Source organism: Pyrobaculum calidifontis JCM 11548, from assembly GCF_000015805.1.
Classification (GTDB): Archaea; Thermoproteota; Thermoprotei; order Thermoproteales; family Thermoproteaceae; genus Pyrobaculum; species Pyrobaculum calidifontis.
On sequence record NC_009073.1, the window covers coordinates 164589 to 189381 of the forward strand.

General features: G+C 58.5%; 29 protein-coding genes and 3 tRNA genes. 14 read left to right on the plus strand and 18 right to left on the minus strand.

Features of this window, described 5'->3' with window-relative positions; all coding sequences use genetic code 11:
• Position 1 precedes the first annotated feature (1 nt).
• Entirely contained in the window at positions 2 to 1705 is a 1704-nt protein-coding gene (locus PCAL_RS00885) for a hypothetical protein (protein WP_011848863.1), read from the minus strand.
• 66 nt (positions 1706 to 1771) lie between these two features.
• Here PCAL_RS00885 and PCAL_RS00890 point away from each other — a divergent pair, with 66 nt between their 5' ends.
• Together PCAL_RS00890 and PCAL_RS00895 are read left to right on the plus strand one after the other, a co-directional pair.
• On the plus strand, positions 1772 to 2545 hold the full coding sequence (locus PCAL_RS00890) for a hypothetical protein (protein WP_193322771.1): 774 nt from the start codon (positions 1772 to 1774) through the stop codon (positions 2543 to 2545).
• Entirely contained in the window at positions 2535 to 3023 is a 489-nt protein-coding gene (locus PCAL_RS00895) for a Rab family GTPase (RefSeq protein WP_011848865.1), read from the plus strand. The genes PCAL_RS00890 and PCAL_RS00895 overlap by 11 nt, the downstream gene beginning before the upstream one ends.
• Here the strand turns inward: PCAL_RS00895 and PCAL_RS00900 are convergent.
• From PCAL_RS00900 to PCAL_RS00950, 11 genes are all read right to left on the minus strand, one after another.
• Entirely contained in the window at positions 3015 to 3956 is a 942-nt protein-coding gene (locus PCAL_RS00900) for an acyl-CoA thioesterase (protein ID WP_011848866.1), read from the minus strand. The two genes, PCAL_RS00895 and PCAL_RS00900, sit on opposite strands and share 9 nt — an antisense overlap.
• A gap of 59 nt (positions 3957 to 4015) precedes the next feature.
• A tRNA-Thr gene (locus PCAL_RS00905) sits at positions 4016 to 4128 on the minus strand.
• Positions 4129 to 4254: 126 nt separating this feature from the next.
• A complete protein-coding gene (locus tag PCAL_RS00910; RefSeq protein ID WP_011848867.1) occupies positions 4255 to 4872 on the minus strand; it encodes a 50S ribosomal protein L18 in 618 nt (205 codons plus the stop codon).
• A gap of 1 nt (position 4873) precedes the next feature.
• Positions 4874 to 5317 (minus strand): 50S ribosomal protein L19e, encoded by a 444-nt coding sequence (locus PCAL_RS00915; protein ID WP_011848868.1) that lies wholly within the window; start codon positions 5315 to 5317, stop codon positions 4874 to 4876.
• Positions 5318 to 5319: 2 nt separating this feature from the next.
• Positions 5320 to 5781 carry a 50S ribosomal protein L32e gene (locus tag PCAL_RS00920; protein ID WP_011848869.1) on the minus strand — a complete coding sequence of 154 codons (462 nt, stop codon included), beginning with the start codon at positions 5779 to 5781 and terminating at the stop codon, positions 5320 to 5322.
• Positions 5782 to 5822: 41 nt separating this feature from the next.
• Entirely contained in the window at positions 5823 to 6215 is a 393-nt protein-coding gene (locus PCAL_RS00925) for a 30S ribosomal protein S8 (RefSeq protein ID WP_011848870.1), read from the minus strand.
• A 30-nt stretch (positions 6216 to 6245) separates the two neighbouring features.
• Positions 6246 to 6410: a 30S ribosomal protein S14 gene (locus tag PCAL_RS00930; protein ID WP_011848871.1), complete on the minus strand. Its 165-nt coding sequence runs from the start codon at positions 6408 to 6410 to the stop codon at positions 6246 to 6248.
• Positions 6411 to 6441: 31 nt separating this feature from the next.
• A complete protein-coding gene (locus PCAL_RS00935) occupies positions 6442 to 7341 on the minus strand; it encodes an ABC transporter substrate-binding protein (RefSeq protein WP_011848872.1) in 900 nt (299 codons plus the stop codon).
• 41 nt (positions 7342 to 7382) lie between these two features.
• A complete protein-coding gene (locus PCAL_RS00940) occupies positions 7383 to 8189 on the minus strand; it encodes a hypothetical protein (protein WP_193322772.1) in 807 nt (268 codons plus the stop codon).
• A 17-nt stretch (positions 8190 to 8206) separates the two neighbouring features.
• On the minus strand, positions 8207 to 8362 hold the full coding sequence (locus PCAL_RS00945; RefSeq protein WP_193322773.1) for a hypothetical protein: 156 nt from the start codon (positions 8360 to 8362) through the stop codon (positions 8207 to 8209).
• Positions 8362 to 8553 (minus strand): hypothetical protein, encoded by a 192-nt coding sequence (locus PCAL_RS00950; protein ID WP_193322774.1) that lies wholly within the window; start codon positions 8551 to 8553, stop codon positions 8362 to 8364. The genes PCAL_RS00945 and PCAL_RS00950 overlap by 1 nt, the downstream gene beginning before the upstream one ends.
• Before the next feature lie 280 nt (positions 8554 to 8833).
• On the opposite strand from PCAL_RS00950, the gene PCAL_RS00955 reads away from it, so the two are divergent.
• From PCAL_RS00955 to dpdh, 4 genes are all read left to right on the plus strand, one after another.
• A complete protein-coding gene (locus PCAL_RS00955) occupies positions 8834 to 9340 on the plus strand; it encodes a hypothetical protein (protein ID WP_193322775.1) in 507 nt (168 codons plus the stop codon).
• Positions 9313 to 9585 carry a hypothetical protein gene (locus tag PCAL_RS00960; RefSeq protein ID WP_193322776.1) on the plus strand — a complete coding sequence of 91 codons (273 nt, stop codon included), beginning with the start codon at positions 9313 to 9315 and terminating at the stop codon, positions 9583 to 9585. Before PCAL_RS00955 ends, PCAL_RS00960 begins: the two co-directional genes overlap by 28 nt.
• Positions 9586 to 9631: 46 nt before the next feature.
• Positions 9632 to 9781 (plus strand): hypothetical protein, encoded by a 150-nt coding sequence (locus tag PCAL_RS00965; protein WP_193322777.1) that lies wholly within the window; start codon positions 9632 to 9634, stop codon positions 9779 to 9781.
• A 172-nt stretch (positions 9782 to 9953) separates the two neighbouring features.
• Entirely contained in the window at positions 9954 to 11051 is a 1098-nt protein-coding gene (dpdh, locus tag PCAL_RS00970) for a D-proline dehydrogenase (RefSeq protein WP_011848876.1), read from the plus strand.
• Here dpdh and PCAL_RS00975 read toward each other — a convergent pair.
• The 3 genes from PCAL_RS00975 to PCAL_RS00985 form a co-directional block, all read right to left on the minus strand.
• Positions 11038 to 11571, minus strand: coding sequence for a hypothetical protein (locus tag PCAL_RS00975; protein ID WP_011848877.1), 534 nt, complete (start codon positions 11569 to 11571; stop codon positions 11038 to 11040). The genes dpdh and PCAL_RS00975 overlap by 14 nt on opposite strands.
• On the minus strand, positions 11571 to 12224 hold the full coding sequence (locus tag PCAL_RS00980; protein ID WP_011848878.1) for a peroxiredoxin: 654 nt from the start codon (positions 12222 to 12224) through the stop codon (positions 11571 to 11573). The genes PCAL_RS00975 and PCAL_RS00980 overlap by 1 nt, the downstream gene beginning before the upstream one ends.
• Before the next feature lie 98 nt (positions 12225 to 12322).
• Complete coding sequence (locus tag PCAL_RS00985) at positions 12323 to 12823, minus strand: DUF429 domain-containing protein (RefSeq protein ID WP_193322778.1); 501 nt, start codon at positions 12821 to 12823, stop codon at positions 12323 to 12325.
• 27 nt (positions 12824 to 12850) lie between these two features.
• On the opposite strand from PCAL_RS00985, the gene PCAL_RS00990 reads away from it, so the two are divergent.
• Complete coding sequence (locus PCAL_RS00990) at positions 12851 to 13582, plus strand: SDR family NAD(P)-dependent oxidoreductase (protein WP_011848880.1); 732 nt, start codon at positions 12851 to 12853, stop codon at positions 13580 to 13582.
• Between the two features lie 31 nt (positions 13583 to 13613).
• A tRNA-Asp gene (locus PCAL_RS00995) sits at positions 13614 to 13723 on the plus strand.
• A gap of 47 nt (positions 13724 to 13770) precedes the next feature.
• Here the strand turns inward: PCAL_RS00995 and PCAL_RS01000 are convergent.
• A complete protein-coding gene (locus PCAL_RS01000; protein ID WP_011848881.1) occupies positions 13771 to 15570 on the minus strand; it encodes a hypothetical protein in 1800 nt (599 codons plus the stop codon).
• Positions 15571 to 15624: 54 nt separating this feature from the next.
• Between PCAL_RS01000 and PCAL_RS01005 the strand changes: the two genes are divergently transcribed.
• The 6 genes from PCAL_RS01005 (at position 15625) to PCAL_RS01030 (ending at position 19822) form a co-directional block, all read left to right on the plus strand.
• Entirely contained in the window at positions 15625 to 15867 is a 243-nt protein-coding gene (locus tag PCAL_RS01005; RefSeq protein ID WP_193322779.1) for a hypothetical protein, read from the plus strand.
• A gap of 208 nt (positions 15868 to 16075) precedes the next feature.
• Entirely contained in the window at positions 16076 to 16264 is a 189-nt protein-coding gene (locus tag PCAL_RS01010) for a hypothetical protein (RefSeq protein ID WP_193322780.1), read from the plus strand.
• Positions 16265 to 16281: 17 nt separating this feature from the next.
• Positions 16282 to 16620, plus strand: a complete 339-nt coding sequence (locus PCAL_RS01015) for a hypothetical protein (RefSeq protein WP_011848882.1) — start codon at positions 16282 to 16284, stop codon at positions 16618 to 16620.
• Positions 16621 to 17257: 637 nt separating this feature from the next.
• Positions 17258 to 17920, plus strand: coding sequence for a hypothetical protein (locus tag PCAL_RS01020; protein WP_011848883.1), 663 nt, complete (start codon positions 17258 to 17260; stop codon positions 17918 to 17920).
• A 290-nt stretch (positions 17921 to 18210) separates the two neighbouring features.
• Positions 18211 to 19377 carry an MFS transporter gene (locus PCAL_RS01025; RefSeq protein ID WP_011848884.1) on the plus strand — a complete coding sequence of 389 codons (1167 nt, stop codon included), beginning with the start codon at positions 18211 to 18213 and terminating at the stop codon, positions 19375 to 19377.
• A gap of 333 nt (positions 19378 to 19710) precedes the next feature.
• Positions 19711 to 19822: transfer RNA gene (locus PCAL_RS01030), tRNA-Met, on the plus strand.
• 20 nt (positions 19823 to 19842) lie between these two features.
• Here the strand turns inward: PCAL_RS01030 and PCAL_RS01035 are convergent.
• The gene (locus PCAL_RS01035) at positions 19843 to 20475 is read right to left on the minus strand and encodes a DUF996 domain-containing protein (RefSeq protein WP_193322781.1); all 633 of its coding nucleotides are present in this window, start codon (positions 20473 to 20475) and stop codon (positions 19843 to 19845) included.
• Between the two features lie 390 nt (positions 20476 to 20865).
• Positions 20866 to 24285 (minus strand): DEAD/DEAH box helicase family protein, encoded by a 3420-nt coding sequence (locus tag PCAL_RS01040; protein ID WP_011848886.1) that lies wholly within the window; start codon positions 24283 to 24285, stop codon positions 20866 to 20868.
• Positions 24286 to 24793: the final 508 nt, after the last annotated feature.

Sequence of the window (24793 nt, forward strand, 5' to 3'; positions counted from 1 at the left end):
CTTATGTGCAGAACTGGTGTGGTCTGTACTTCTCTACTAGTCTACCATACCCCGCGGCCGTCAGCGCCACTTCCAGCTGGCGCAGGGCTTCACAGCCCCTAGCCCTAGCCGCGGCGGCAAGCGCCACTTCTACCACCACGTCTCTACACGCCTCTCCACACGCCTTGTAGAGGGCCTCTGCGTCGCCCACGTATTGTACATACTTGTCGACGAGCGCCCCGCTTGCTCTGCCCATTTTAGAGGCCTCGGCGAGGGCGTACACTATCAAGTCCCTAGGCACAACGGCGGCCGCCTCAACGAGAGACAAGGCGAGCCCCCTGGCCTCAGGCCCGCCCCTCGACAGAGCCAGCTCCACGTAGTCTCTAAACGGGGTCACGTCCACCCTCCGCCTCTTAGCCTCCTCATTGAGAAAGGCGAGGAACTCAACCCACTTGTCCTCCCCCAGCTCCTCAGCCCTCACGCTGGCGTAGTAGGCGGGGCCCTCGGGCAGAGGCGGAAAGTCCAGCGACAGCCGGTACGGGTGCACAATGGCGTTGACCAACTCCTCCCCCATGGCGCCGCCTCTGCAAAGCCGCGCGAGCTTCCCCACGCAAGGGCTTTCCCCAAGGGCCAGGCGCAGAACGGCCTCTGCCAAGTCGCTATAGGCGCCGTGGGCTATCACAAACCCCTTCAGCAAGAGGCGAAGGTCGACCTCCCGGCGCCCTCCTCCCAGCTCCTCTGCCACTTTTACCAGGGCCTCTTCGCAGAGGGGCCCCACCCGCCTTAGAGAGCGCACATACCACCCAGGCCTTGTAAAACGCCTAAGGCCATCTGCGGCTTGTAGCGCGAGCACCTCCACGTACTCCCTGTGGGGGCTTGGAATTTTTCTAGCCAGCGAGACTAGCCTCTCCGCCACCCTCACCTTTGCCTCAACCTCCTCGTAGTGCGCCACCTCTGAGAGGAGAGGCCCCGGCAGGCGGCGGTGGGCTACCACATCGGCGAAGCGGGGGCCAGCGTAGACCGCCTTGACGTACTTCTTCAGTTTTTCCACAAAGGAGGCGCGCGCCACCTCCACCAGCCCCTCGGGGTCCTCGTCGCAGTAGCGCAATGCCTTCGCCGCGTAAAGCGCCATGTAGTAGCCCCCCTCGCCCCACTTAGACACAGCCGCTGCCACATACTCGGCGTAGCTATCCCCGCAGTAAACCTCCGCGTTTTCCTCAAAAATTCTCCTAGCCACATCCTCAGACTGGCCAACTCTAACTTTGACAAATTTACGTAGATATGCACCGCATCGGACGGCGAGCTCCCGGGGGAGAACTAACACCACGGGGTAGCCCCTCCTCTGGAGGTAGGCGGAGCGGGCCGCAATTCTCTGGCAGCCGTCCCTCCACAGAGTTGCGTACTCCACCCACACGTCTGGCTCTTCGTAGAACTGGGGCGGCAGCGCGTCAAAGAAGCCAAAGGCCCACTTCGCCCTCTCGGCCACTTTTAAATACTCGGCGAACGTGGCAGTGTCCACAGAGAGATCTATCGCCGCGGCGCCTTCTCCCACTGCCGTGTACATGGCGGTAAAAACGGCGGCGGATTTCCCAACGCCGTGAGGCCCCAAGACGAGGACGGAGGAGCCCTCCTTCAGCAGTTTACGCACCTCTTCCACTAGGGGCGTTGGGACTAGCTTTACGCCGCCCATGTAGACTTCGCCGCGCCGCAGAGACAGCACGTACACGTATTATGCACAGCGCATATTTAACGCCCCGTGTTTAAAATATATATAACGTTTGCGAAGATGTATGTGTCTTCGGTGTTAGAGGCCGGGGTGGCTGGCAGCCGCTACCTCCGCCTACTGCTTAAACAAAACGAAGTCAAGGTAGACGACGCCCTCGGCAAGCTGTACCACCTCCTCGCAGAGCTCGGCTACTTCGTGAAGAGAGGCGACAAGTACAGGAGGACTAACAAGGCGCCTCCGCCTATCCCAAGCAAAGTCCTCGGCGCAATCTTCGACGACGTGATTGTGCCCCACCTCCTGGGAGAAGGCGTCAGGCCGAGCCACGAGACGCTGTTCGCCGCAACTGCGATATTCCAAGGCCTGAGGGCCAGGGCGGCGGGCAAGCTGGGAAAAATGCCCCTCGTGCTAGTGGCCGGCTGGCTCCCCTGCGGCTTTTCCACAGAGGTGGCCGCCGCCACGGGGGCCGACATCGTGATATTAGACGAGAACTGGGAAGTGTTGGCCCTTGAGGAGGAGAGAGTGTCAATACTGCCCCTAGAGCTTGAAAGAGTGCTAGAGCCCGTATCGCCGTCCCTCTTCATAGCCTTCGAAGTGGGGAGGCTAGAGGACTTGGCCTTAGACAAGTATGGAAAATTCTCAGCCGCAGTTATCTGCCACAGAGGGGTAGACGCGAAGAGAGCCAGAGAAGTGGCAGAGAAAGTCTACAAAGTACGCTTCCTCGGCGCCCTGGGCCTCTTCGCAGACCTCCTCGCAGAGGCGCTCGGATTAGGCCAAGTGGGCGAATGCGCCGGCAAAATATACTACAAAGACGCAGACCTCTGTATAATGGATGCCACGTAGAAAATATGCAGTGTCTTTCCTCGGGGTGGGTGGAGTGGGCAAGACTACTTACATATACCGCCTGTTGGGCCTTTCTAAAGAGCCTAGGGTGACGAGGAGGCCGCGGTTCTACGTGCTGAGGGTTGGGGACATGGAGCTCTTCTTGCTAGACGCCCCAGGGCAGTACGCAGCAGAGGTGGCCGCGCTTTACAACGAGGCCGTTAGGAAATACGCCGCGCAGATTGACCTAGTCGCCTACATGTACGACCTCACCGCGCCACACACTTTAAACGACCTCTTCCAAATAGAGGTAAGACTGGCCTTCAACCCCCGCAAAATCCTGATAGGCAACAAGCGAGACTTGGCAGAAGAATTGGGCATATACACAGAAGGCGAAGAGGCGGCGAAAGCCCTCGGCGCGACGCGCGTGTACTACGCCTCGGCATTGAAAGACGACCCAAACACCCTCCTCCACATAATACTGGAAAATCTACAGTAGCTGAGTCATCCAGGGGAGGTTGCGCGCCGGCGGCGGCTTCAGCGTCTTCAACATCTGCGCCTCTCTTACGCTCTCCTCCTTACGCCTCCTCGCCTCCTCATCGCCCTGCGGCCCCGCCGGCAACTCGCTCGGCCTGCCCCCAGACATGTTTACAAATGTAAAATAGCCATCTGCCACAAGCCTCCTGCCCCTCACCCCGAGGGCCTCCACTGCGAACCCCACTTCAACGCTAGTCCTTCCAACGTACGTGACGCCGGCCCTTATTGAGACAATGTCACCCACGTAGATGGGCCTTCTAAAAGCCATGCTGTTGACGCTGGCCGTCACATATATGGAGGGGTAGAACCTTAAAGCGGCGATAGACGTCACTTCGTCCAGCCTAAAGAGAAGCCTCCCCCCGTACATCAACACTCCGTCTAGAGAGTCCTCAGGCATTGCGATAAAGTGGCTCAACGCCTCCCACCCGGGGTCAGCCCTCTCCTCCCTCCTCAGCGCCTCGTCCACCCTCGCCCGCCACTCCTGGAAGTATTCACACAGCCGCTTAACCTCGCCCGCACATGTAAGCGACTTGCCGACGGGGACGGGCCTCCCCTCCCCATCCACTTTCACAAAGACCATCCTGCCAACTGTGGCTAAACGCGCCTCGCCGCCCCTAGAGACGTACGCCTCCACAAGGACCCCCATGCTACTCCTCCGCACATTGACCACCCACCCCCTGTAAGTCACCAAGTCGCCCAGCCTCACCGGGGAGACAAAATGCGTCTTATCCAAAAACCCCAACACAACGTTGCCCTCGGCGAACTTCATGGCAGTAATAGACCCGGCGTCCACCAGCCAGTGGAGCATATATCCACCGTATAGATTCCCCAGAGGGTTGACGTGCCGCTGCGAAACCCACGCCACGTACTCCGTCAAAGTGTCCAACACGTCCACAGACCCCCAAAGCTAGGCGCATTTAAGCTTACCGTCGTAACGATGTCGATGTAAAACGGTGGAGCCCCGGCCGGGATTCGAACCCGGGACCTCCCGCTGTCTCGGCAGAGTGCCTACGAGGCGGGCGCTTTGGCCCAGCTGACGCTGTCCGACCGGGCTGAGCTACCGGGGCCTGGGCAGTGGTACTACGCTCTTAATAAATTTTTCCGCATAAAAGCCGGGGAACCGCCTTTCATCGGCCCGCACATCTGCGGCACTCCGGCGGCACTCAAGAGAATAAGCAGACGCGTTAAAATATTTAACGGGCGACAGCCTTGGCCAACTTCTGCTCGTAGTACTCAACAATCTTCTTTTTCACCTCCTCGAAGTGGCTCGGCAACTCCTCCGGCGGCAAGCCGCGTTGTAGATACCGGCTAAACCTGGCCTTATACGCCTCGGGCGCCTCCTCTTTAAGCCTCTTGGCGTACTCGGCCACGTGCTCTCCCCTTATCCTCTCCTCGCTTGGCACCACCTCCTCTCCATGTGGCACCTCCACCCCTGCGTCGATTACGCCTTTCATGACTGCGAAGACTCTAGCCCCAGGCGTAGGCCTGTGGAGACCTATGTCTAATATAGCCTCTTTGATGCCCTTGGCCCTTGCCTTGTACCCCACTATTAGGCCGAGCAGGTATGCCGCAGAGGTGTTGTTCTCGTCGCCCTTCCAGCCGAACTTGGAGAGGACACGTGTGTCAAGTCCCACCACTGTCTCATCGCCATGCGGCCTCGCGATAACTATCTGCGCAATTAGGTGCTTATTGGTCTTGCGGACCACTAGGCGGGGCTTCCTCGAGAGGAGGAGCTTCCTCCTCTTCCTATAGTTCGTAACTCCCTCCCTCCTCCGCCGAAACGGGACCTTATACCTAGCCCCCCTCGCCATGTTACTTCACAGGCTCCTTCGTCAGCTTGTGCTCATTTATGTACGTCTTAAGGTGTCTAAGGTCGCGGAAGTAGTTGCCCTTAACCATTCTATACAACTGGCGCCACGTGGCGGGGTCCAGCTTCCCCTGCCTCTTCAAAGTGTTTAAAAACCTGCGCATGACCCGCATCTTGTTAACCCAAGCCTCCTCCTCGTCCAGCCTCCTCCCCTTCCTACTGCCCTGGCCCCTCCTCCTACCCTTCTTCTTCTTCTCGTGCAACTCCCTCCAACGGCCCCTAGAGTTGCCCTTCTCAGGCTCAGCCCAGATAAGGCCCTCGTCTATAAGCGCCCGCACGTCGTCCTTTGTCACCACCTCCTCCAGCCTGCCGACGGCCTCTGGCGAAATTTTCACCCGGCTAACCCCAACGCCGAGGATCTCCGCAGCCAGCCTCTTAACGTCGACCATGGCTACTGCTGAGGCTGAGCAGTATTTAACTCTTTCTTCAACAACTCCACCACCTCTTTGCCGGGGTTAAGCACGTAGAACCCCAGCTCCCTCGCCTTTTTCACAATCTCCAGCCTCTTCCTAAGCCCCACAGTCCTCCCAATCCTCACCGCGTGCACCTTGGGGTCCAGACCCGCGAGGTCCTCAGGCCTGTGGACAAGGACTTCCACAAAGCCGCTTGGGTGAAGGCCGCGCACGGCGGCCGGCTTCCTGTAGCCCACCTCCACGGGCTTCGGCCACCCCTTCCACTTCCTCCTAATCTTGTTGTCTAAAGTCCTCTGATTCCTCCACCCGCTGTCCTCAATACGCTTGTACCTCCACTGGTCAATCCGGACAAACTCCGGCTTCCTCCGCTTCATTTGTAACCTCAGCCTCAAAAGCCTCTTAAGTGGCTGAGGAAGCTCCCTCCTAGGCACGACTACCAAACTACGCCCCCTATTTAAACTTAAAGCCGCAAAAGGCGGCCCTAGTAGACGTAGGCCAAAAGGACGCCGCCAATCTTCTTCTCCTTTGCCTCCAAGTGCGACATCACTCCCTGGCTCGTAGAAATCACCAAGATGCCGATCTGCCTCGCTGGGAGGTACTTCTGTTCCCACTCCACGATCTCTCTGTACTTCACCGGGAAGCGGGGCCTAATTGCGCCGATGTCGTTGATCTTGCCGAGAAGCTGAACCACGTACTTCCCACCCCTCCCATCGTCTATGTACTCAATCTCGCCCACATAGCCGTACCTCTGTAACACCCTCAGCGTGTAGTATATCAACTTGTTGACTGGCCAAATCACCACCTGCCTCTTGCCCATGGCCTCCGCGTTTTTAATCGCCGTGAGGGCGTTGGAAAGGAGGTCCAACATTACCATAGGCCCCCGGGAAAGCCCACTTTAAAAACTTTAGTAGTACTTCTTAAACCCCAAGACGGGCGCCACCTCTCTAAAACACCTCCTACAGAGGTACAGGCCGTACTTCCTAATCACAGCCTCCCGCGTCCCACACCTGAGACACCTAATTTTGCTCTTCCCATAGGGCCTCTCCTTAGGCGGCTTTGTAGAAGGCACGAAGGGGAAAAAGGGCCTCCTTTAAAAATTTTTACGACTGGAGAAACAGCTCGAAGTTGCGCTGGAAAATCTCGTCAAGCCTCCCCGTCTGCATGAGGTTCTCAATGACCTGGTCCACCACCAGCTTCAAGTCCTGCGCGCACTTGGGCATAGCCACGGAGATGTAGCCAGCAGTGCCGGGGATCTCGAAGGAGATCTTCAAGTCGGGGAACTTCCTCACAAGCGCCGTGGCGATAGACCTGTCCAAGATAATGGCGTCCACGTCCCCCCTCCTCAACACCTCAACCATGTAGGGGTACACCTTGTCGTACCGCCTCACAGCCGCCTTGCCCGGCTTCTCCAAGTTCTCCGCCGCCCACTCCTCGTGAGTAGTCCCAATTTGAACACCCACAGTCTTGCCGTAGAGGTCCTCCACCCTATTAATGTCGGTGCGCTTCGCCAAAGTCACAACCACCACCGACTCCAGGTAGTACGGCATGGAGAACTCCAGAACTTTCTCCCTCTCAGAAGTCCACGTGATGGCACTCAAGGCCAAATCCACGTCGCCGTTCCTCACCGCCTCCAAGAGGCCGGCGAAGCGCATGTCCCTCACCTCCAGCTGAACCCCAAGCGCCTTGGCAATCTCCCTGGCTATGTCTATGTCCCACCCCACTATCTCGTTCCCCCTAACCCACTCCCAAGGCGGCCACGTGGCGTCTGTGCCAAGGATAAGCTTCCCCCGCTTCTTGATAACGTCCACAGAGACGGGGCACTGAGACGCGGCCTGAGGCGTCGTTGAAGGAGCAGTGGCTGTGGCAGTCGCCGGCGCAGTGGTGGCCGTCTGCGCCGGAGCTTGAGGAGTAGTTGCTTGAGGCGCGGTATATACGCCCAAGAGGTATCCCAACAACAAGCCAACCACCAACGCCACTATTGACGCCACTACGCTTTTCATGGCAATACACTTAGCTGGGTTTATAAAGATGGAGTCGCCACCTATGGGAGAGTGATATTCGCAGAAACGCCGTCTACCACAGCCGTCAACGTTGCGGGCGAGCCCGGCAGGGGGCACGTAAGCGCCGCAACTTCACCCGCCTTCAAAGCCCTTGTACACGCCGTCACGTCGCCGCTGGCGGCTATGCGTAGCTCCACCTCCGCGTCGCGCTTAGCCGCGGCGACGACTGTGACGAAATCTCCGCCAATCCGCACGGCCTCCAGCCTGACCCCCTCCACCACTTCGACCTTCAGCGACTCATAGAGCGCGTTGAACCACGCCGACCTGTTAAACACGGGCTCAAACCTGTATACCACAAACGAAGAGTCGGGCCCAGAGGAAGAGGAGACGTAGCCCCACCGCTTGTCTAGGCAAAACTCCTCCCTCCAAGCCCCACTTGCGACGTAGCAGACCTTCCCAGCGGTCTCGTTCAACTTTTTATAGCTACCCGGAGGCACCGACCTGAGTTTGTCTATGAGGTCGGCCAAAGTGGCGCGCGACGAGAAGCAGTCGAGCCCCCTGCCGCCCGCCTCACACGTCCTCTCGTACCCAATCTCTCTGTCAAACACCACGACAAGCCTCTTGCCGCGGTACACAAACTCGCCATAGCCGCGCCTGTCCTTTCCCTCAACTGTCACATACATGTCGAAGAACCCATACTTGCCCCAAACCCGCGCCCAGGCAGAAAAGTCGCTGGGCATCCCCTCGAGGCGGAGGAAAACCTCGTACTCAGCCAATCTCTCAAAGACGGGGCCAAGAAATAAGAAGAGAAAAACCGCGGCGACAGCTATGGTCACGACGCGCCTCATTAGGCGTTGCGGCATATCTAGAGGTGGAGACCTCCAGTGGGTACTTCAAACGACAAGGGCACCCACGGGTGTAGCCCAATCCACTTCTTTATCCCATTGTAACCCACGCCGAGCCCCATTGTGTAGCTAACGCCGTTGTAGTAGTGCCATCCTCTTGTGGCATTTGTGCACACTATGTCCCAGAGGAAAACCCCCTCTCATTGCTGGTCCACAAATCTGCGCCAACAACCCCGTTAGAGGCCAAAAGGTCTTCGCCGGTGTAGTTGCCGCCTGGCGCCTTTGCCGACACTAGCAAAACGGATATTATGACAACTATAAGGTATATAAATATTTTTAGAAGTTTTAGTTTTCCTTCTGAGGACATGAGGGTTAAATTTATATAGTTTTTAAATTTTTCGCTTATGAAAGAGCTACGGCCCGTACTTCGACCCTCTCCGCTACTTCGTCTCACGCGTCAGATATCAGCAAGTTTCACTAGGGCTCTGCCGGGCGCGGGCATTCACCAGCATGTAGTAGTTTCTTTTTCAGAGTGGCGTCTGATTAGTGAAATACTATCTCTGATTGGCGGAGTGCTTTTACTTCTGACGTCGGTGTACTTTTTTACGCTTTTGCTGTCTTCTCCCGACGCTCGGTCGAACCTCGCTGTGCTCGGCTTTGTGGGCCTTCTCTTTCTGTTGGGTATTGGCTTGGCGGTATTTTCTGTCAGCCACCTCAAAGATGTAGTAAGGTTGTGGTGGTGTGGGAGAAAGTTGGTAAAGAGCGACGACTTTGGCGGTCTTCTGTGTAGGCCCGGCCGCATAAGGTTTTGGAGGACGACAAAGGGGACTGAGTTCACTGAGTTTGAGCCGTCTGGTGACCCCCGTCTTGGCCCTCCGGAGCCCGGCCCCTACTACTTCAACCGCTCCAGTGGCGGCTTCGTCTATGGGTGCCGCGTGGAGGAGGGGCCCTGCCGGGGCCTCCTCTTGGCCGTCTTTGACCCCTCTAAGGCGTGTTCTCTCCAGGGCGAGGTCTCTGCCTCGAGTAAGGAGGGCGACTGGGCTAGGGGGGTGGTTGAGCCGGCTGGGCCGGGGCTTGTGAGAGCTAGACTGGAGTGCAACCTCGTCAGAGCAAGGGGGCGAGGCTTGTGCTATATGAGTATCCGTATGAGGTAGAGCTGGTTTCGTGCAGGGAGAGCGGCGCGGTGGAGGCCGTGGTGGATTTGCGCGGTTTTGAGAAGCCTGTGTTCGTAGTAGGCGCCGGTGAGATAAGCATAGACAGTATTAAGGAGTTGACGGAGACGAAAATCGCCGGGCTTTGCGCCAGCATCTACATGAGGCTCGTCTTAGATAAACCCCACGCCGTAGACGTAGAGGCCAAAAAACGCATCTCCCCTGTTAATGTGCCACAACAGACATAGGCCCCTCAACGCTAGGCAACAACTGCGCTTTGTCGCGGCTTGTTAGATGAAGAACACGGGCCTCCTTAGGCGCGTAGCGGCGGCCTCTGCGGGCGAGGAGGCGCCACGTACGGCCGCCATCTGCGGAAAAGCGACTTCACAGCCTAACGGCTCAGTGGAGACTGTGGCCGACTTGTGGAGGTTTGACGAGCCGTAGCCGCGGAGAAGATCGACATCCCGCGTAGAAGGTCGTGGAGACTCTTGTCGCTGGGCTTGTTGAGGCGCATCTCTTCGTCTTGTCGTACTCCCCGATGTGGGGGCCGTGGGCGCGTGGATAGCGCAGAGGGCGGCGGGGGCCATCTATTTAAGCTGGGTAATAACAAGCGTGTATGAAGGTGGCGGTGGTCGGCGGAGGCATCGTCGGCCTCTTCGCGGCGTATTTTCTGAGGAGGGAGGGCGCCGAGGTCGTGGTGGTGGAGCAGGGCGAGGTGGGCGGGTGGTCTAGGGCGGCGGCGGGCATTCTGGAGTTCACCAGGTTTGTGATCAATAGGATCAACGTGCGGTCCTACCCCCTGAACTACTTCAAGATGGCGCTGAGGGGAAACGCAAGGGTGAAGACTTGGGACTGGAGGTGGATCTCCGCTTATCTAAGGGCCTGGGGGAGGGAGCCGCCGCAGGAGATGTGGGAGGCCGTGAAGGCGCTTGGGGAGTTCTCCCGAAGGCACTACCGGGCCATGGCCGAGGAGCGCAACGACTTCGACTACGCCGAGGAGCCGCTCTACGAGGTGGGCGTCGACGTGGGGAAGGCGCTGGAGGAGGCCAAGAGGGACCCCCTCGCCCCCCGCGTAGAGGCGGGGGAGTGCTGCGGCAGAGAGGCCCTGGTCTACCTAGACGCCGCGAAGCTGTCCACAGACGCCTTCGTGGAGAGGATGAAGAGGGAGCTGGAGGGGGTGGAGTTCGTGAGGGCGAGGGCGGCGGAGGTGGCGGGGGGAGAGGTGTGGCTGGAGGGCGGCGGCGTGGTTAAGGCGGATGCGGTGGTGGTGGCGGCTGGGTACTGGGCCAGGAGGCTGGGCATACCCGTGGCCCCCTTCAAGGGCTACGGGTTTAGAACCACTGCCAAGGCGGGGAAGATGTTCGTGGACATGTCTAAGGGAGTGGCCGTGGTCCCCCTATCCAGGTGGACAAAGGTCACCGGGCGCTTTGACTTAGACGGCACGGGGGACCACCGCCCTGCTGAGAGGGTGCTCAAGAGGGCGAGGGAGGCCTTGGGCGACTTCCAGGCTGTCGACATGGCGGTGGGCTACCGGCCCTGTACCCCAGACGGCTTCCCAGTGGTAGACAGAGTGGGGTCCGTGGTGGTGGCGACGGGGGCCTGCCGCCTCGGGTGGACCTACGGCCCAGCCCTGGGGAGGCTGGCAGCAGACCTGGCCCTTGGGAAGAGGGGGCTGGACGCCCTCTCAGCCGCCAGGTTCTTTAGACGCCTGTGAGAAGGGCCGAGGCGACTGCCCTCACCAGCGGCACTCTCCCCCAGTTGACCTCCACGCCGTGCTCCTCTGCGAACTTCTCAAGGGACTTCAAGGCGGGGTCTATTCCAAACCTCGCCGCGGCCAAGGCGAAGCTCCACACGAACCCCGGCAGAGCTGACTCTGCAAAGAGGCAGCCGCGGCGGGCCTTGAACCACACCTCTTTGACCACCCTGGCCGCGTCCCGGGCCACGATCTTAAAAGTGTCGAAGAGGTAGAAGGCGGAGAGGAAGTCGGCTGTCTCCCTCGGCGTCTTCACCCTCACAGCGTCGTTAAACCACTGGTTCTGCCACACCGAGGCCTCCACCACCTTGTAGGCCAGCGGCGTCTCCACGTGTAAGACGAGCGTGGGGTAGCCGTTCCAGTGGTAAACCACCCGCCGGGCGGTTGCCTCGACAGCTTCGCCGCCGATTATGAAGACGAGGGGTAGGCTCGTGGAAATTTGAGAGGATAGGGAAAAGGGGTCGTCGAATTCTAAAAACACTACGCCTTGACCACCGCCTCGTACTTCTTTGTACAGAACCACCAAGTCTTGCACTCGATGCCGGGCTCGGAGAGCCTCTTGGCGGCGTTTTCCACTGTGGCCGGCGGCGGGACTATCACCGGCTCGCCGGGCTTCCAGTCGGCCGGCGTGGCGACGCCGTACTTGTAGCTGAACTGTATAGCGTCGATTATCCTCAAGATCTCGTCAATGTTGCGGCCGTTGGTGTAGGGATAGGCGGCGAACCAGGCCAACTTCAGCTCGGGGTCAATAAGCGCCACGGTCCTCACAGTGAGGTGCTGGCCGGGCGGGATGGCGTTGAAGAGGTTGGCCACCTTCATGTCCACGTCGGCGATTATGGGGAACGGCACCTTGACGCCCCAGTTCTGCTCAATCTGCCTCTTCCACTCTATGTGGGAATACACGCTGTCCACCGAGAGGCCCAGCAGCTCCACGCCTCTCTTCTTAAACTCCTCGTACTTCCTCGAGAACGCCACAAACTCCGTTGTACACACCGGCGTGAAGTCCGCCGGGTGGCTGAACAGCAACAGCCACTTGCCCTTGTAGTCCTTGAAGCACTTTGGCCCATGGTCGGTGTTGAAGCACAGATCCTCAGGTATTTTCATCCCCAGGTATGGACCCTTTGCCTCTGACATGCCCTCCTTCTAGTCATGCATTTTTAAACATTTCTACCCCGAAAAAATTTCGCAAAATAAAGGCGTGGGGCAAACGCATGTGTACCTGTATGTGCACATCAGAGACAGACCCTGGCCGTTGGAAGGACGAAGGGGCCGATCCGCTCGTAGCGGCCCTGCAGATACGCCAGCGCCGTCAGCGCCGCCGCCGCGGCGTCCACCAAGTCCCCGTGCCCAACCCCCAGCCACTCAGCCACGCGGCGCCGGGAGAGGCCCATGGCCCTCAAGCTGGTCAGCGGGTGGACCTCCACCACCTCAGCCCCAAGCGCCTGGCTCAGCCTAATGCCCCGCTCAGTCAACAGCCTCATAGGCCCCATAAGCGGCGGCAGAAGCTTGTACCCCCTCCTCCTCAGCTCCACCTCAACGTCCCGGAGCCCCCTGCCCCCCTCCGGGAGCGAAAGCGGCGCATCTATCGCCACAACCCTCGGCCGCGCCAGAGAGGCCACGCGCAGGACCTCCCCATCGCCCCCCGCCAGCCCCATGTAAAACACCTCGCACCCCCTCAGAGCCACCACCGCGGTGGGCCTCCTCACCGCCAAGTCGATGCCAACGACAGCCACGTTTAAAATTGCTGTCAATTTAAACATATGCCCACAGCCGTTGTGACCGGGGGCTCCACGGGAATAGGCGCGGCCACGGTAAAGGCCCTGGCCAAGGCGGGCTACAACGTGGCCTTCACCTACCTACGCAACAGAGACAAGGCGGAGGAGGTGACCAGAGAGGCGGCGTCCCACGGAGTGAGAGTAATCCACCGCGCCGCCGACGCCACCTCCTGGGAGGAGATGGCACAATTCGCCGAAGAGGTCAAAAGGCAGTTCGGCAGAGTAGACGCCCTCGTCGCCAACGCAGGCGGCCTGCCAGAAAGGCGCACCCTCGACGAGTCAGCCCTAGACTACTGGCGCCGCGTAGTAGACCTAAACCTCACCAGCGCCTACATAGCCACAAAGCTCTTCACCCCCCTCATGGAGAAAGGCGTCGTGATATACGTCAGCTCAGTCGCCGCCTACACCGGCGGAGGAAGAGGCGCCTTCGCCTACGCCGCGGCAAAGGCTGGGTTGCTCGGCCTCACCAGGGCACTCGCAAAAGAGCTCGGCCCCAGAGGCATCAGAGTAGTTGCAGTCCTCCCCGGCCTAATAGACACCCCATTCCACCAAAAGGCAGGGACGGGAGACATCCACGCCTGGGCCGCCAACGCGGTGTACCTAAGGAGGGTTGGGACGCCTGAGGAGGTGGCAGAGGTAATAGCCTTCCTAGCCAGCGAAAAAGCCTCCTACATAAACGGCGCCTTCATAGACGTCAACGGAGGCTGGTACGGGTAAAAACTTATAAAACACGGAAAACGAAAGCACAGCCCCGGTAGTATAGCCCGGACTAGTATGCGGGCCTGACGACATAGTCGGGCCAATCGAGCCCGTGACCCGGGTTCAAAAGGGGGACCCCGGAGAATCCCGGCCGGGGCGTGGGGCACCCATATTATTATCAATCTTCCATTTATAATTGAGAGTTTTTAGTTTTTTGTAAATGGTGATGCCAAAATTGTTTGATAATGAATCAGCAAAAGAGCTTTGTGTAGAGGAATGTAAAGTGGGTGAAAAAAGTGGGGGGCTATCCTACGGATTATTTCTACCGACTTTTGTTCGTGTATTCTTACCTCCTTTTTCTTGTGTAGTATTGTGGCTCTTATCCCCACTGCCCTTAGCTTGGCCGCTATTTCTTCCACCTTAGACTTGTCGTGTGGAATTATCCTGATGTAGAGCCGGCCTCTGTCTGTAGCCGCCACTATTCTCGCCATTTTGGCCACTTCCTCTAACACCCGCCTAACGGCGTCTAAGTCGGGCGTCGGCAACGCTGGCCTAACTTCTCTCACCGCATCTTTCTCCATGTCGTTGAGGAATCTGACGGTGAAGCCACGCCTCGCCAGCTCCTCAAGCTGGGCGTAGGTGAGTAACAACAAGTTCCTCTTGAACCTCTCCTTTATCCCAAGCCGCTCTAGGGCGTTATACAGCTCTACGGCCCTCCCCCTTCCAATCACGAACTCGCCACCGCCATTATGTGTAAGCAGATATGTAATGCCGTTGACCTCTACTATAGCGGCCGCTGGGTAGTTTGCCAGCGTCTCAAATAGCCTGGCCGTCTTCTCCAAGGCCGGCGTAGGCTGAGTTGGCAAAAGCAGGCGCATGTGCCATGTCTGTAGTCTTACGTAGTCTCCGGCGGTTGTTCCGCCGACAGCATCGGCGAGCTCCTCCAGCAGACTCGTCTCTCCTGCCAGCGTGGCCCTGGGCGTCGTCTTAACGGCTATCCTCACCTCATACGGCAACACGTAGCCGTCGCCGACGACCAACATGTCGACCGCGTTGCTAAAGGCAATCCACGCCCCCACATTGCTTACGACGTACATTCTTCCGTCGAGCTTAAACGCATCCTCTCTCAACGCCTTCAACGCGGAGTAGCCCCGCATTAGCACCTCCTCTGTACTTCCCAACGTTATTCCAAACCAGTCGTAGGCGACAAATAGCGCTTCGTAGGTAGCGCCTGTGGGCCACGCCTCAACTGTGGGATTGTCGCCGTGCCTTGTCTTAGTCACCTTGCGAATTCTCAGCGTAAACGCCAGGGGCGCCTTTGGCGTAATCCCCCTCTCCATAGCGTACTCTGCTAGGGCAATCCAGTCGAACAGTCTCACCGCAACTTGGCCAGGATTACCAGCGGCATGTCCAAGGTTTTTACGCCAATCGTCACTCAACAGCCAGCCCAAATTCCTAAACAGCACAATCGGTGTCTTGTCTCTTCCGCCCAGTAGTTTAGACGCAGACTTCGGTAGCGGCACCTCAAGCCACAGCCGCTTGTACTCCTCGTCCACCTCATACGTCTCTACGGGGACGCCAGCCCGCCCAGTCTTCCTCGCCGTTTCTTCCAGCTCCTCCCCCCTCAGCCCATTGCCTATGGGCACATCGTCGTAGAAGATGTACAATCTCTTCTCCCACAGCACTATCGTGGCGTATACTGGCTTCTTGAGGTACAGCGTCACTATCTCGTGGTCTGGCCTTGATTTGTCCGGCCTCGTCACTCCCACTCTATAGCCCTTTTCCAGTCCCTTAATCCCCAGCTCCCGGAACTTACACTCGGCCTCCGCCAGCGCCTTGATGAGATTGCCGCACAGCGACGCCGTGTCCTCAATGTACTGCCACATCAGCCGTATATCGGCTTCGGCGTAGCCGCACGCGCGGCCGGGGAGGCGGCACTTTCCACTCCTAAACCTTGCCAACTCGACATAGCGCCTGTACCCCTCCAGCTGGCGTTGACACTCCATTTCCCATATTCCTGGTTCACTTTTGCAAGCCATGCCCCGTCCAACACACCCCCCATGTTGAACAAACAAAGGCGCACCTCCACTCGGCGCTATCTAAGCGTCTCTGCGCTATGTGTACTTCGTCGCCACCTCAGCCACTTGCTGGACAGTGCTGTGCCGGACTCCAGCCCTACGAGGTACACCCTCCGTGTGGGAAGCGCCGCGGTGCGCTACTTCCCAGCGGCTAAGGTGGCCATAATCTTCGCCAAGACGCCCAGCGAGGCAGAGGCCGTAGCCGCGCTGTGTAAGCCACCATAATTCATCCAGAGTAATCCCATATATTGAATATTTTGCCTACTTGCACGCAAGTAGGGCGGTGTTGCTATGTCGTTTTTACGCGCCGTCGCCCCCTTCGCCTACTTGCATCGCAAGTAGGCAAGGCGCCTCCCCCACCAAGAAAAACGGCGACCTACTTGCAAACAAGTAGGCAACTCGTTCAATATAAGGGGGTTGGGCCTGGCGGGCCGTGGATCACTCGGCCGACGTGGCTAGGGCTGTGGCGGCCGGCGTCTTGGGGGTGTACATTGTGTGGAGGGCGGCGTCGGTGCTCATGGGCCGGGAGCATCTGGGCGCGGCGGGGGCGAGGTGGTTGAGGAGTTTCTTGCGTGGACCGTGGTCTTCGCCGCGGTTACGCAGTAGTTGCCCAGCGGCTTAGGACGTGGGAAGAAGAACTTGACGGTGGCTAGTCGGGAGCCGCATGTGGAGGCGGCTGAGCGTGAGCTGACTCATAGGCTGTACTCTCTGGGCATCGACGTTGAGCCCTCCGTGTTGGCCGCCTACGTGGAGAGGTACGGCGAAAAGGCTTTCAACGCCGTGGTGAGAGATGTGGCCAAGGCCCTTGCCGCCTCGTACCGTGTGCCATACGCCGCCGGCGAGGCGGAGGAGTTGATGAAGGAAGTATGTCCTAGAACAAGCGTCAGCCGCCCTCAGGGCGGCAAAGGAGGCGGCGGCCAGGGGAGAAGACGTGAGAGAAGTCTTAAGGCACATTCTACAACAATAGGCTATACGTAAGACGGCGTTTTTAAACCGTCGTCTGCTATATGGCGGCATGTGTCTGCGCTTCAGCAAGGAAGTTGGCTAAATTCTACATGGGGCTGACTGCAAAGGAAACGTCCTTGCTTCCTTGGGAAAACTCATCGGGGGAGGGGATGATGAGAGGGAACTCAGGGGACAGATGCCCGCCACCTGGCTCACTGACCCACCCCTCCCCCTCTTCACCTACAGACAGACGTATTAAAGTTTTCTCTGCCGACTAAACCTACGAGACCCACGGAAAGGGAGTAGGAGTCGGAACGACGCGCCTAAGCTAAGAACTCCATAGAATCTAGTTATGACAATTTCACCTCTCTTGATGCTTTCGTAGTGTCCGTGGCTGCAGGCATAGTTGTAGCACCTGGCGCAACGTCTCACACGTCTAGCCATATCAAGCACGGGGCCTACATCGCCAGCTCCTCTCGGCACCAGTAGCGAACGTTCTACCGGCATTCCACGGGACACGTAGCGGCGACCTCACGTCGGTGAAGTATATAAGTGCAACCACGGCACGTTCTCTTATGGGCGGGGGCGAATCTGCGACAGCGGCCGTATATTTGCTAAGCGCCGGGACAGTGGGCAGGTGCAGCGCCTTTGGAGCCGCATCTGACAAGCCATGTCAGTAAACCGGGCTCTTCTCGCCATCCTGATCATTTACCACGTCCTCTTCCTAGCGTTTCTGCCAGTGGGCAAGCCCCCCTACTCAGAGGCCCTGCTCGGCTACCTTGCGGCGTATCCGCTAATCTACTTGATATACCTAATTGCCGTCTCGCCGCACGGCAAGGATATAGAAGTGGGGCCCGAGGTGGCGGTGGGGTTCGCTCTCGTGTACCTACTGATCTACGCGCCCCTCCTCGCTATAGGGCGCGGGTGGGACGAGGAGCCGGGCGCGTGGGCCGAATACATCGTCAGCTTCCTCATAGCCATATTTGGGGCTCTTGTTTACGCCCTCTTAGACCCCAATGTTAAGCCCCAAGACCGCGCCCGGCTTATCCGCGCCGTCGCCCCCCTCTTGGTGCTACACGCGGTATACGCCCTCGCGGCCCTCTTCGCCGACCGCCCAGTGCTGTGGTACTTTGCCACATACCCCGCGGCGCTGGCCGCGGCTGCGGCTGGCGGCGGGAGGCTGCCCACGCTGGCCGCAACAGCCATCTACCTAGCCGCATATCTGCTAGACGCCGTGCCGCTTCTACTCCTGCTAATAGCCGTGCCAGTGGCGTGGCGCCCAGCCGCCGAGCGGGCCGATTTGCATGCGGCAGCTGAGCGGCGCCAGGGATAGCTTTTAAGCCTGGGCTTAATCCTGACGTGTTGCGTTGCTTGGAGAGGCTAGGGTGGAGATACTACCTGCTGGACAGCGTCGGGGAAGACGCCCTTAGACACGCGGTGGGGGTCTAGGAAGTGGGCCGGCCTAATGCTCGACGCGGCAGAGCAACGCGCAGGCGCGCCGGGACACCTGTGGAGATGCCCCAGCCCGGGACTGCGCGAGACTTGCCGGCGTTGCGTTGTAATATACAATGTTAGATAGTGTCAGATAAGTTTTTAAAGGGGGGACACCGCAACCCCACCTCAATGGCTGGCCCCCGAGCCGTTCGGTACGTGTTGCTCACCGCGGCCGTACTCCACATGATGGGGTTCAGCGCCGTTGTGCCAGTCACCTCGACCCTAGTCAAGTCTCTGGGCGGGGACTCCGTGGTACAGGGGCTTTTGGCCTCTGCGTTTACCCTCGCCCAGCTCGTCTCTGCGCCTCTGTGGGGCTGGGCGTCGGACAGGTTGGGCAGGCGGGTCATAATCGCCGTGGGCCTCGGCCTCGCGGCCATAGGCCACGCCGGCCTCTACCTCGCGAGAGACCTCCCCACAGCCTTCGTCGCCAGGGCGGTGTCCGGCCTAGGCGGAGGGACACTCCCCGTGATACAGGCGGCAGTCCTGGAGCTCAGCCGGCCGGAAGAGAGGGCCGCCTCCATGGCGCAGTTCGGCGCCGCCCTTGGCATAGGCTTCGTCGCCGGGCCGCTCCTGGGAGGAGCCCTGTCGATACTATCCCCAAGAGACCCATTCCTCGCGGCGGCCGTCCTCTCCGCCACAGCCGCGCTGTGGTCAACCGCGGTCTATGAGTCTGCTCCCACGGCCGCTCCACAGCCCAAGGCGGAGGGGAGGGGGGCGGGGGTAAACCCGCTCTACCTCGTGGTATTCTTCCTCTTAAACGCCTCCTACGCCCAGCTCGAGGCCTTCATCTCATTCTACGGGGGAGACCTCGGTCTGCGGCCCATGTACGTCGGCATCGCCATGAGCCTCGCCAGCGCCGCCGCAGTCACCGCACAGACAGTGGTAAAGAGGCTGGAGAAAGAGCGCCCAACGGACAGCGACATAGCCATAGGACTGGCAGTCATGGCCGCGGGGCTAGCCACCGCGGCAGTTCCAACCCCCTACACGTACTTCACAGGCGTGGTAGTGTCCGCCGCCGGGCAAGTAATCGCCACAGCCTTCATCTCCAAGGCAGTGGCAACAAGCGCCAACAGAGTAGGCCTAGCCTTCGGCGAAATGCAGGCAGCCGGCTCGCTGGGAAGACTCGCGGGGCCCGTAGACGAGGGCCTCTTATACAAAACCCTCGGCCCCACACCCTCCTTCCTCGAAGGAGCCGGACTAGCGGCAATGGGACTACTCCTCATCATCGGAGCCACAAGGCTAAACCTCACCCCCACCCTGCCCACCCTAAGCCAAGACAAGAGAGAAAAGGCGTAACCGCCCGCGGGTCGGCAGGGTGCGCCAAGCCCCACACCTTACACACCCCATGCCACGTCGGTCCCCCTGGCGTCGACAAAGACATGCGGCAGTTGCCAGTGCGAAGCTCGGCCTAGCCTACGCGCCGCACCGCCTATGTACTGACGTTAACCTTTTCGCTTTAGGGCTAAACCGCCGCGTGTCCGCCCACGTCGCCGCCTCACAAACAATCTTCATCGAAACGTGAGACCTTTGCCGGCAGTCGTCTCTACTTAGCCGCCTTCAATAGCCCGCCCCCAGAGCTGCCGCGAGTCTCGCAGATAATGTTTTTAAACGTGGGAGATAGTTAGAACTGCGGCGGTAGCTCAGCCTGGTTGGAGCGCCCTGGGGCCACGCCCCGCGCAAGGCTCATAAAGGGGCAACCCATGCACCCGGGAGGACCCGGGTTCAAATCCCGGCCGCCGCATGCTCCCGTTTTACCACTTCCTAGCTAACTACAATTTCAAAGCCAGCATTGCCAGGCGGCGGTGGTGACTGGTCTGTAGCTTGTTTCTGCGGTTGCTTAAGGCCGAAGGCGCCTATTAGAGAAAAGATGTACCCAACCATTATTATAAAATAGCCGACGAATATGACAGAAATCCACGCCCCTATCCATATCAACTTAGCCGCCGTATTAAAGGCGCCCACTCCCCCCACCTCACCCAGCCTCCTAAAAGCCCGCCTCAGGAAGTATGACGATACGACGAGAAAGGGCCACGACAAAATCAAAAATCCGAGGTAGAGGAGGAGGGGATCCGTCGCAAGTCCCAGCGCCACAGCTATGTCTAATACGCCCTTTTTCTCCAACTCCCTCACCTCAGCAAATTCCTTGAGAAAGTCGGCGTATATCACATACATGTATATTAATGAGACAATGAAAGAGTAAAGCGAGTTCTTAAAAATATCTCTACTCCTATACCACTCAGCCAAGTAATACACTCCGGCCAACCACACGGCATTAGACAAGAGAAACGTGGCTCCATAGTCATATTCAAACGTAAAATTGCCAATAACGCCGGCTATGAGACCTGCTATAAAGAGCCACTTTGCATGCTCAAATTTCATACCCACAGACTCCACGGCATCTACAAACGCCAACAATATATCTATTCCGGTAATGTCGCCGAGTACAACTGACACAGTAGAACCCCAGCGTACTAAATCGCGAGAAACTGTTATTGACACTTAAATGAGCCAGCGCGAGATTCCTTTCTCGCCTATTGGTGTTCCACGACGTAATCTAATGCCTGTCTAAGGGAGACTTCAAGACCCCCGACTAGGCGCGATGAGCGTTTCTTCGCCGTCATCCTCAATCCCATCCAGCACCGCGCCCCGGCCTTTCAACGTGCACCAAGCCCACGCCAGGCCCTCCACGGCATCGTTACCAGAGTGCTGAAAGCCACGTCAGCAAGGTTCTAGGCTAAGGGCGACCGTGGCCTAGACTAGACAAGAGCCGGGAGGTTTTATACCCTAGACTTGGGAGTAATAAAGCTTATACGCCGCCTTAAGCACTTCGTCGGTAATGCAGTTGCCTACGGTCGTTTCCTCCAGCGCCTTGGCCAATTCACGGAACAAGCGGCCGTGGAGACCATTACTCGATGAACCATGCCTAGACGTCACCTTCGCCAGGTTAAGACCCCACTCCTCGCCTCTCTCACAATAGGCCAGGCCAACTAGGGCAGATAAGAAGAGCTTCCCAGAATCTAACGTGGTCCAAGTCAACGCCTTTTCTGCCTCTTGGCCATACTTCTCTTCAATAGACCTCGTGGCGGCTTCGGCATCGCCTTCGGCAAATAGGCCGGCATCAACCGCCTCGTACAACACTTCGACAAACTTTGGCAGATTAGCCCTGGCCCACTCGGGGAGGTACTCCACGGCCTTTCCCAAATACCTTCCATCTAAGAGGGAGAGGACGCCGTAGGTGAGGGCCGATGCGTCGAGGTCGCGCTCTAACGCCCACCCCCACTCCTCCAACACCTTCTTTACGTCGCTGAGGCGGCCCACAGAGGCCAGGGCCACTACATAGTGGCCAAGCGCGTTGGCAATCGCCTCTACGCCAAGACTGTTAACGTCTTGCAACGCCCTCAGCCATGCCCTTTCAAACTCTTCAACGGGAGGGGCACCCTCTTTAACAGCCTTTAGCCTCGCCAACAGACTACACGATGCGACTTCATAGTATACTTCCCCAGACTCCATAGCCAGTTCGTATGACAATTTTGCATGTTTTGCGGCTTTCTCTAAGTCGTCAGCGACCATATAAGCGAAGGCCACGTGATAGTGGACATATGCGCTGAGACCACTAAGCTCCTTCCTCAGGTCTGGCCTTATTTGCATCACCCTCAGATACTCCCACAACTTCTCCTCAGTTGACACTCTGTCTTCAGTGTAGGATCGCTTAAGCTCTTCCAACGCTCCCACCGCTTTGTCTGCAAATTTCTCCGCTTTGCTTACTTCGTCAAATAGAGAATACCAATAGGCAAGCCGCGGATGTAAAAGCGCTACGGCATACGCTTTTTCAACATCGTTAAGTCGTGATACAAACTCCTCCACGCGTTTAGCCAGTTCTTTAAACGTCTCCCATGGCTCTACCTGCGTGTTCAACGACCCAGCGGCAACAATAAGTCCCACTGGCGAGACAAGTGCGTAGAGGAGCGTGTTGAGGAGCCACAACTTGGCAACGTTGGAACCTGCGTTGTATAATGCGGCAAAGCGTTGAGCCAGAGGCGCTTGACTGTCTTTTGCAATCGTGAAAAAGAATAGCAGACCAACAGGCGAGCTTCTGGCAACGTTGTGAGTCGCCATAGCTAGCCAGTCGGCAAGCCGCGAAGACGCCCTCCCACTTTCGACTCTGCGCCAAGCCTCAGCGAGCGGCGGCTCTACACCGTGTAAAAGTTGTGTTGAGACGCTTGCAAATCTTCCAAATACATAATCGAGCAGTCTTACGACATTCTCTAGCTCCTCGTCTGTGGCGTTACTCCAGTCGCCAGTTGCCGCAATACCCACGGCTCGCCAAAGGTCTACATGAGTATAGAAACCTCTTTCCTCAACCTCCTTTGCGATTACCACGGCCCTCTTGGCCAGTTTCCTACTCCCCTCCTTCAGATTAAAGAAAAGGTATGGCCCCACAGCGTTGGTTCTTTCATCGCCAACAAAGAACCAATCTTCCAGTGGCTTCAGCAAGCGGCTCCAGTCTGGCAATACCGCCAGTCCATATAGTGCCGACAAGATGTCCAACTCGTCTACGACGCTTTCGACTATCTCAATGCCCCAGGGCGTCTTAGTCTCATATCTTATCTTCCAGCGCCCGTCCTCGGCTACACCGTTGAAGGCTTGTAGGAAGTTGTCGATGAGGTAGTCTATTTGCCGCATGCCAGCGGGCCCAGGGGCTTTGAACTTTTCTGCGATAACCTTGGCGTACTCCACTGCCATCTCCTCTATTCCGCTGTACCTCCTCCGCGGGACCCCTACAAGTGCCTCCGCACAAATCTCCACGAGGCGGCACGGCCCCTCCGCGCTACCCTGGCACAGCTCGTCGTCTCCAACGCCGAACCGCCTATAGACGGCGCCGTGGGCCACCTTTCGTATTGTCTCGTAGAGAGTGCCGTGTAGCGGCTGAGAAAACCACAGCACTACCGCCTCCTCTGGCTCTTTGCCGAATACCCTTATGACGGCCTTTGCCAGCTTGGGTGGGTGTGGGCCAAAGAGGCCGGTGGCGAGGATTAGGGGCGCAACTTGCCTGGCAGTTGCCTCATCGCCTCCCAACACCACGTGCCAGAGGTAGGCGAGCGCCAGAGAGTAGACGTCCAGCCTCTTCACCGCCTCTGCCACCTTCGCCGGGTCTCTCCACTCCTCGTAAAGCGCTCTTGCCAAGGCGGCGGCAACGGCGTAGAACTCGCCCCTGTACCGCTCAAGGACGGCCTCAGCCACGGCGTCGGGCACGCCCCTCAAAATCCCCCTCACAAGGGCCTCGGCCTCGCCGCCCATACAAACCGCCTCAGCGCCCACGAGGTTGGCCACGTCCTCGTAGGCCCGGTAGTCCTCCTCAGTGAGAACCACTACAGTGGGCACTCTGAGGAGGGCCGCGTCGTGTAGAAAGTCGGCAAGGGGCTTGGCATGGGCCATGGCGCTGTACATCACATCTATGCCCTCACCACGTCTCCTGTATCCCCCGACCTCAAGTGTGTCGTAGTAGAGGACTGGGACAAAGGGCCCATCCCGTAGCCGCGCAGCCGCCCTCAGGGCCTCTTTCCAGTCCTCGCCCACTCGCACCACTACCACCGCTCTGTCCGGTTGGGCTTTCGCGAAGTCGTATATGGCCTTGAGGGCTACTGTGCTCTTCCCAACGCCCCTCGGCCCACACACCACTACGACGCGGCCGCTGGAGAGGGCCCGGCGCACTTCGTCCTCAACCCCCACCTCCACGTACTCCACAGGTCCGAAGGGACTATTCACGAGGAGGCGGCCGCCCTCCTCCACGAACACTTGCCCAAGGTCGAGGAGGTGGGGGCTAAGCCGCCTCAACAGTTCGAGGCCCTCCCCGAGCCGTTTCAATCTCTCCTCCAGCTTGGCGAGGTCTACCTCGGGCAGTGCGGCCAAGTTTTTGACGAGTGTCCTAAGCCACTCCTCGCTTACCCCGAGCTTCTCCGCCGCCCTCTTGACCTCCTCGTCGCACCGCCCTGTGCTCTTCGCGGCCTTTATGAGCTCCACGAGCTCACCCGCGAGACCGGGCCTGCTTAGGTCAGCCACAAGCTCCGCGACCTCCGCGAGGGAAGAGACAAACGGCAAGGCCCCCGCCAGAAGCTTGACAACCTTAAAAAAGCGATCCCCTCTCTCCGTCAACAGCCGGCCAAGAGGCCCCGCCGCCAGCCTCTCATAAAACTCACAGGACATTTAGGTCGGACAGAATAGTCGTTTAAAAGTGCATCGTAATGGCGTTTTACCAAGGCTAGTCGCTTATACTCTGATCGTGGAGATAGCGCTTTAAGCGTTGCAAGAATAAACGTGGGAAATTATTCAACACGAAATTTAGATGAGACCACGAGCACTCAGTTCTCTTCTCGCCGTGGTTACTGCAAGGGCGACGAAGAGGGGACGCGTTAACGCGGCGAGGGGGCCGAATAAGCCGTTGAAAAACGCCTTGAAGCCTCAGCCGTGCCGTCCGCACAACACTTTACGGCGACGTCTACGAACAAGTCGACTAGGCCGCCGGGTTCCACGAGGCCCCAATCACCTCTTCACAGCCGCCAGATGCGGCCACGAGACTACAGATACAGAAGTATACGGTTAAGGCGGATAGGCCGCTCAACGACCTTGAGAGGAGGATCGCGGCCGGCCTTCTCTATGCGGCTAGGCTTGAGGGGGACCCGAGGCTGTACATCTTGGACGACGCGTACGGCTT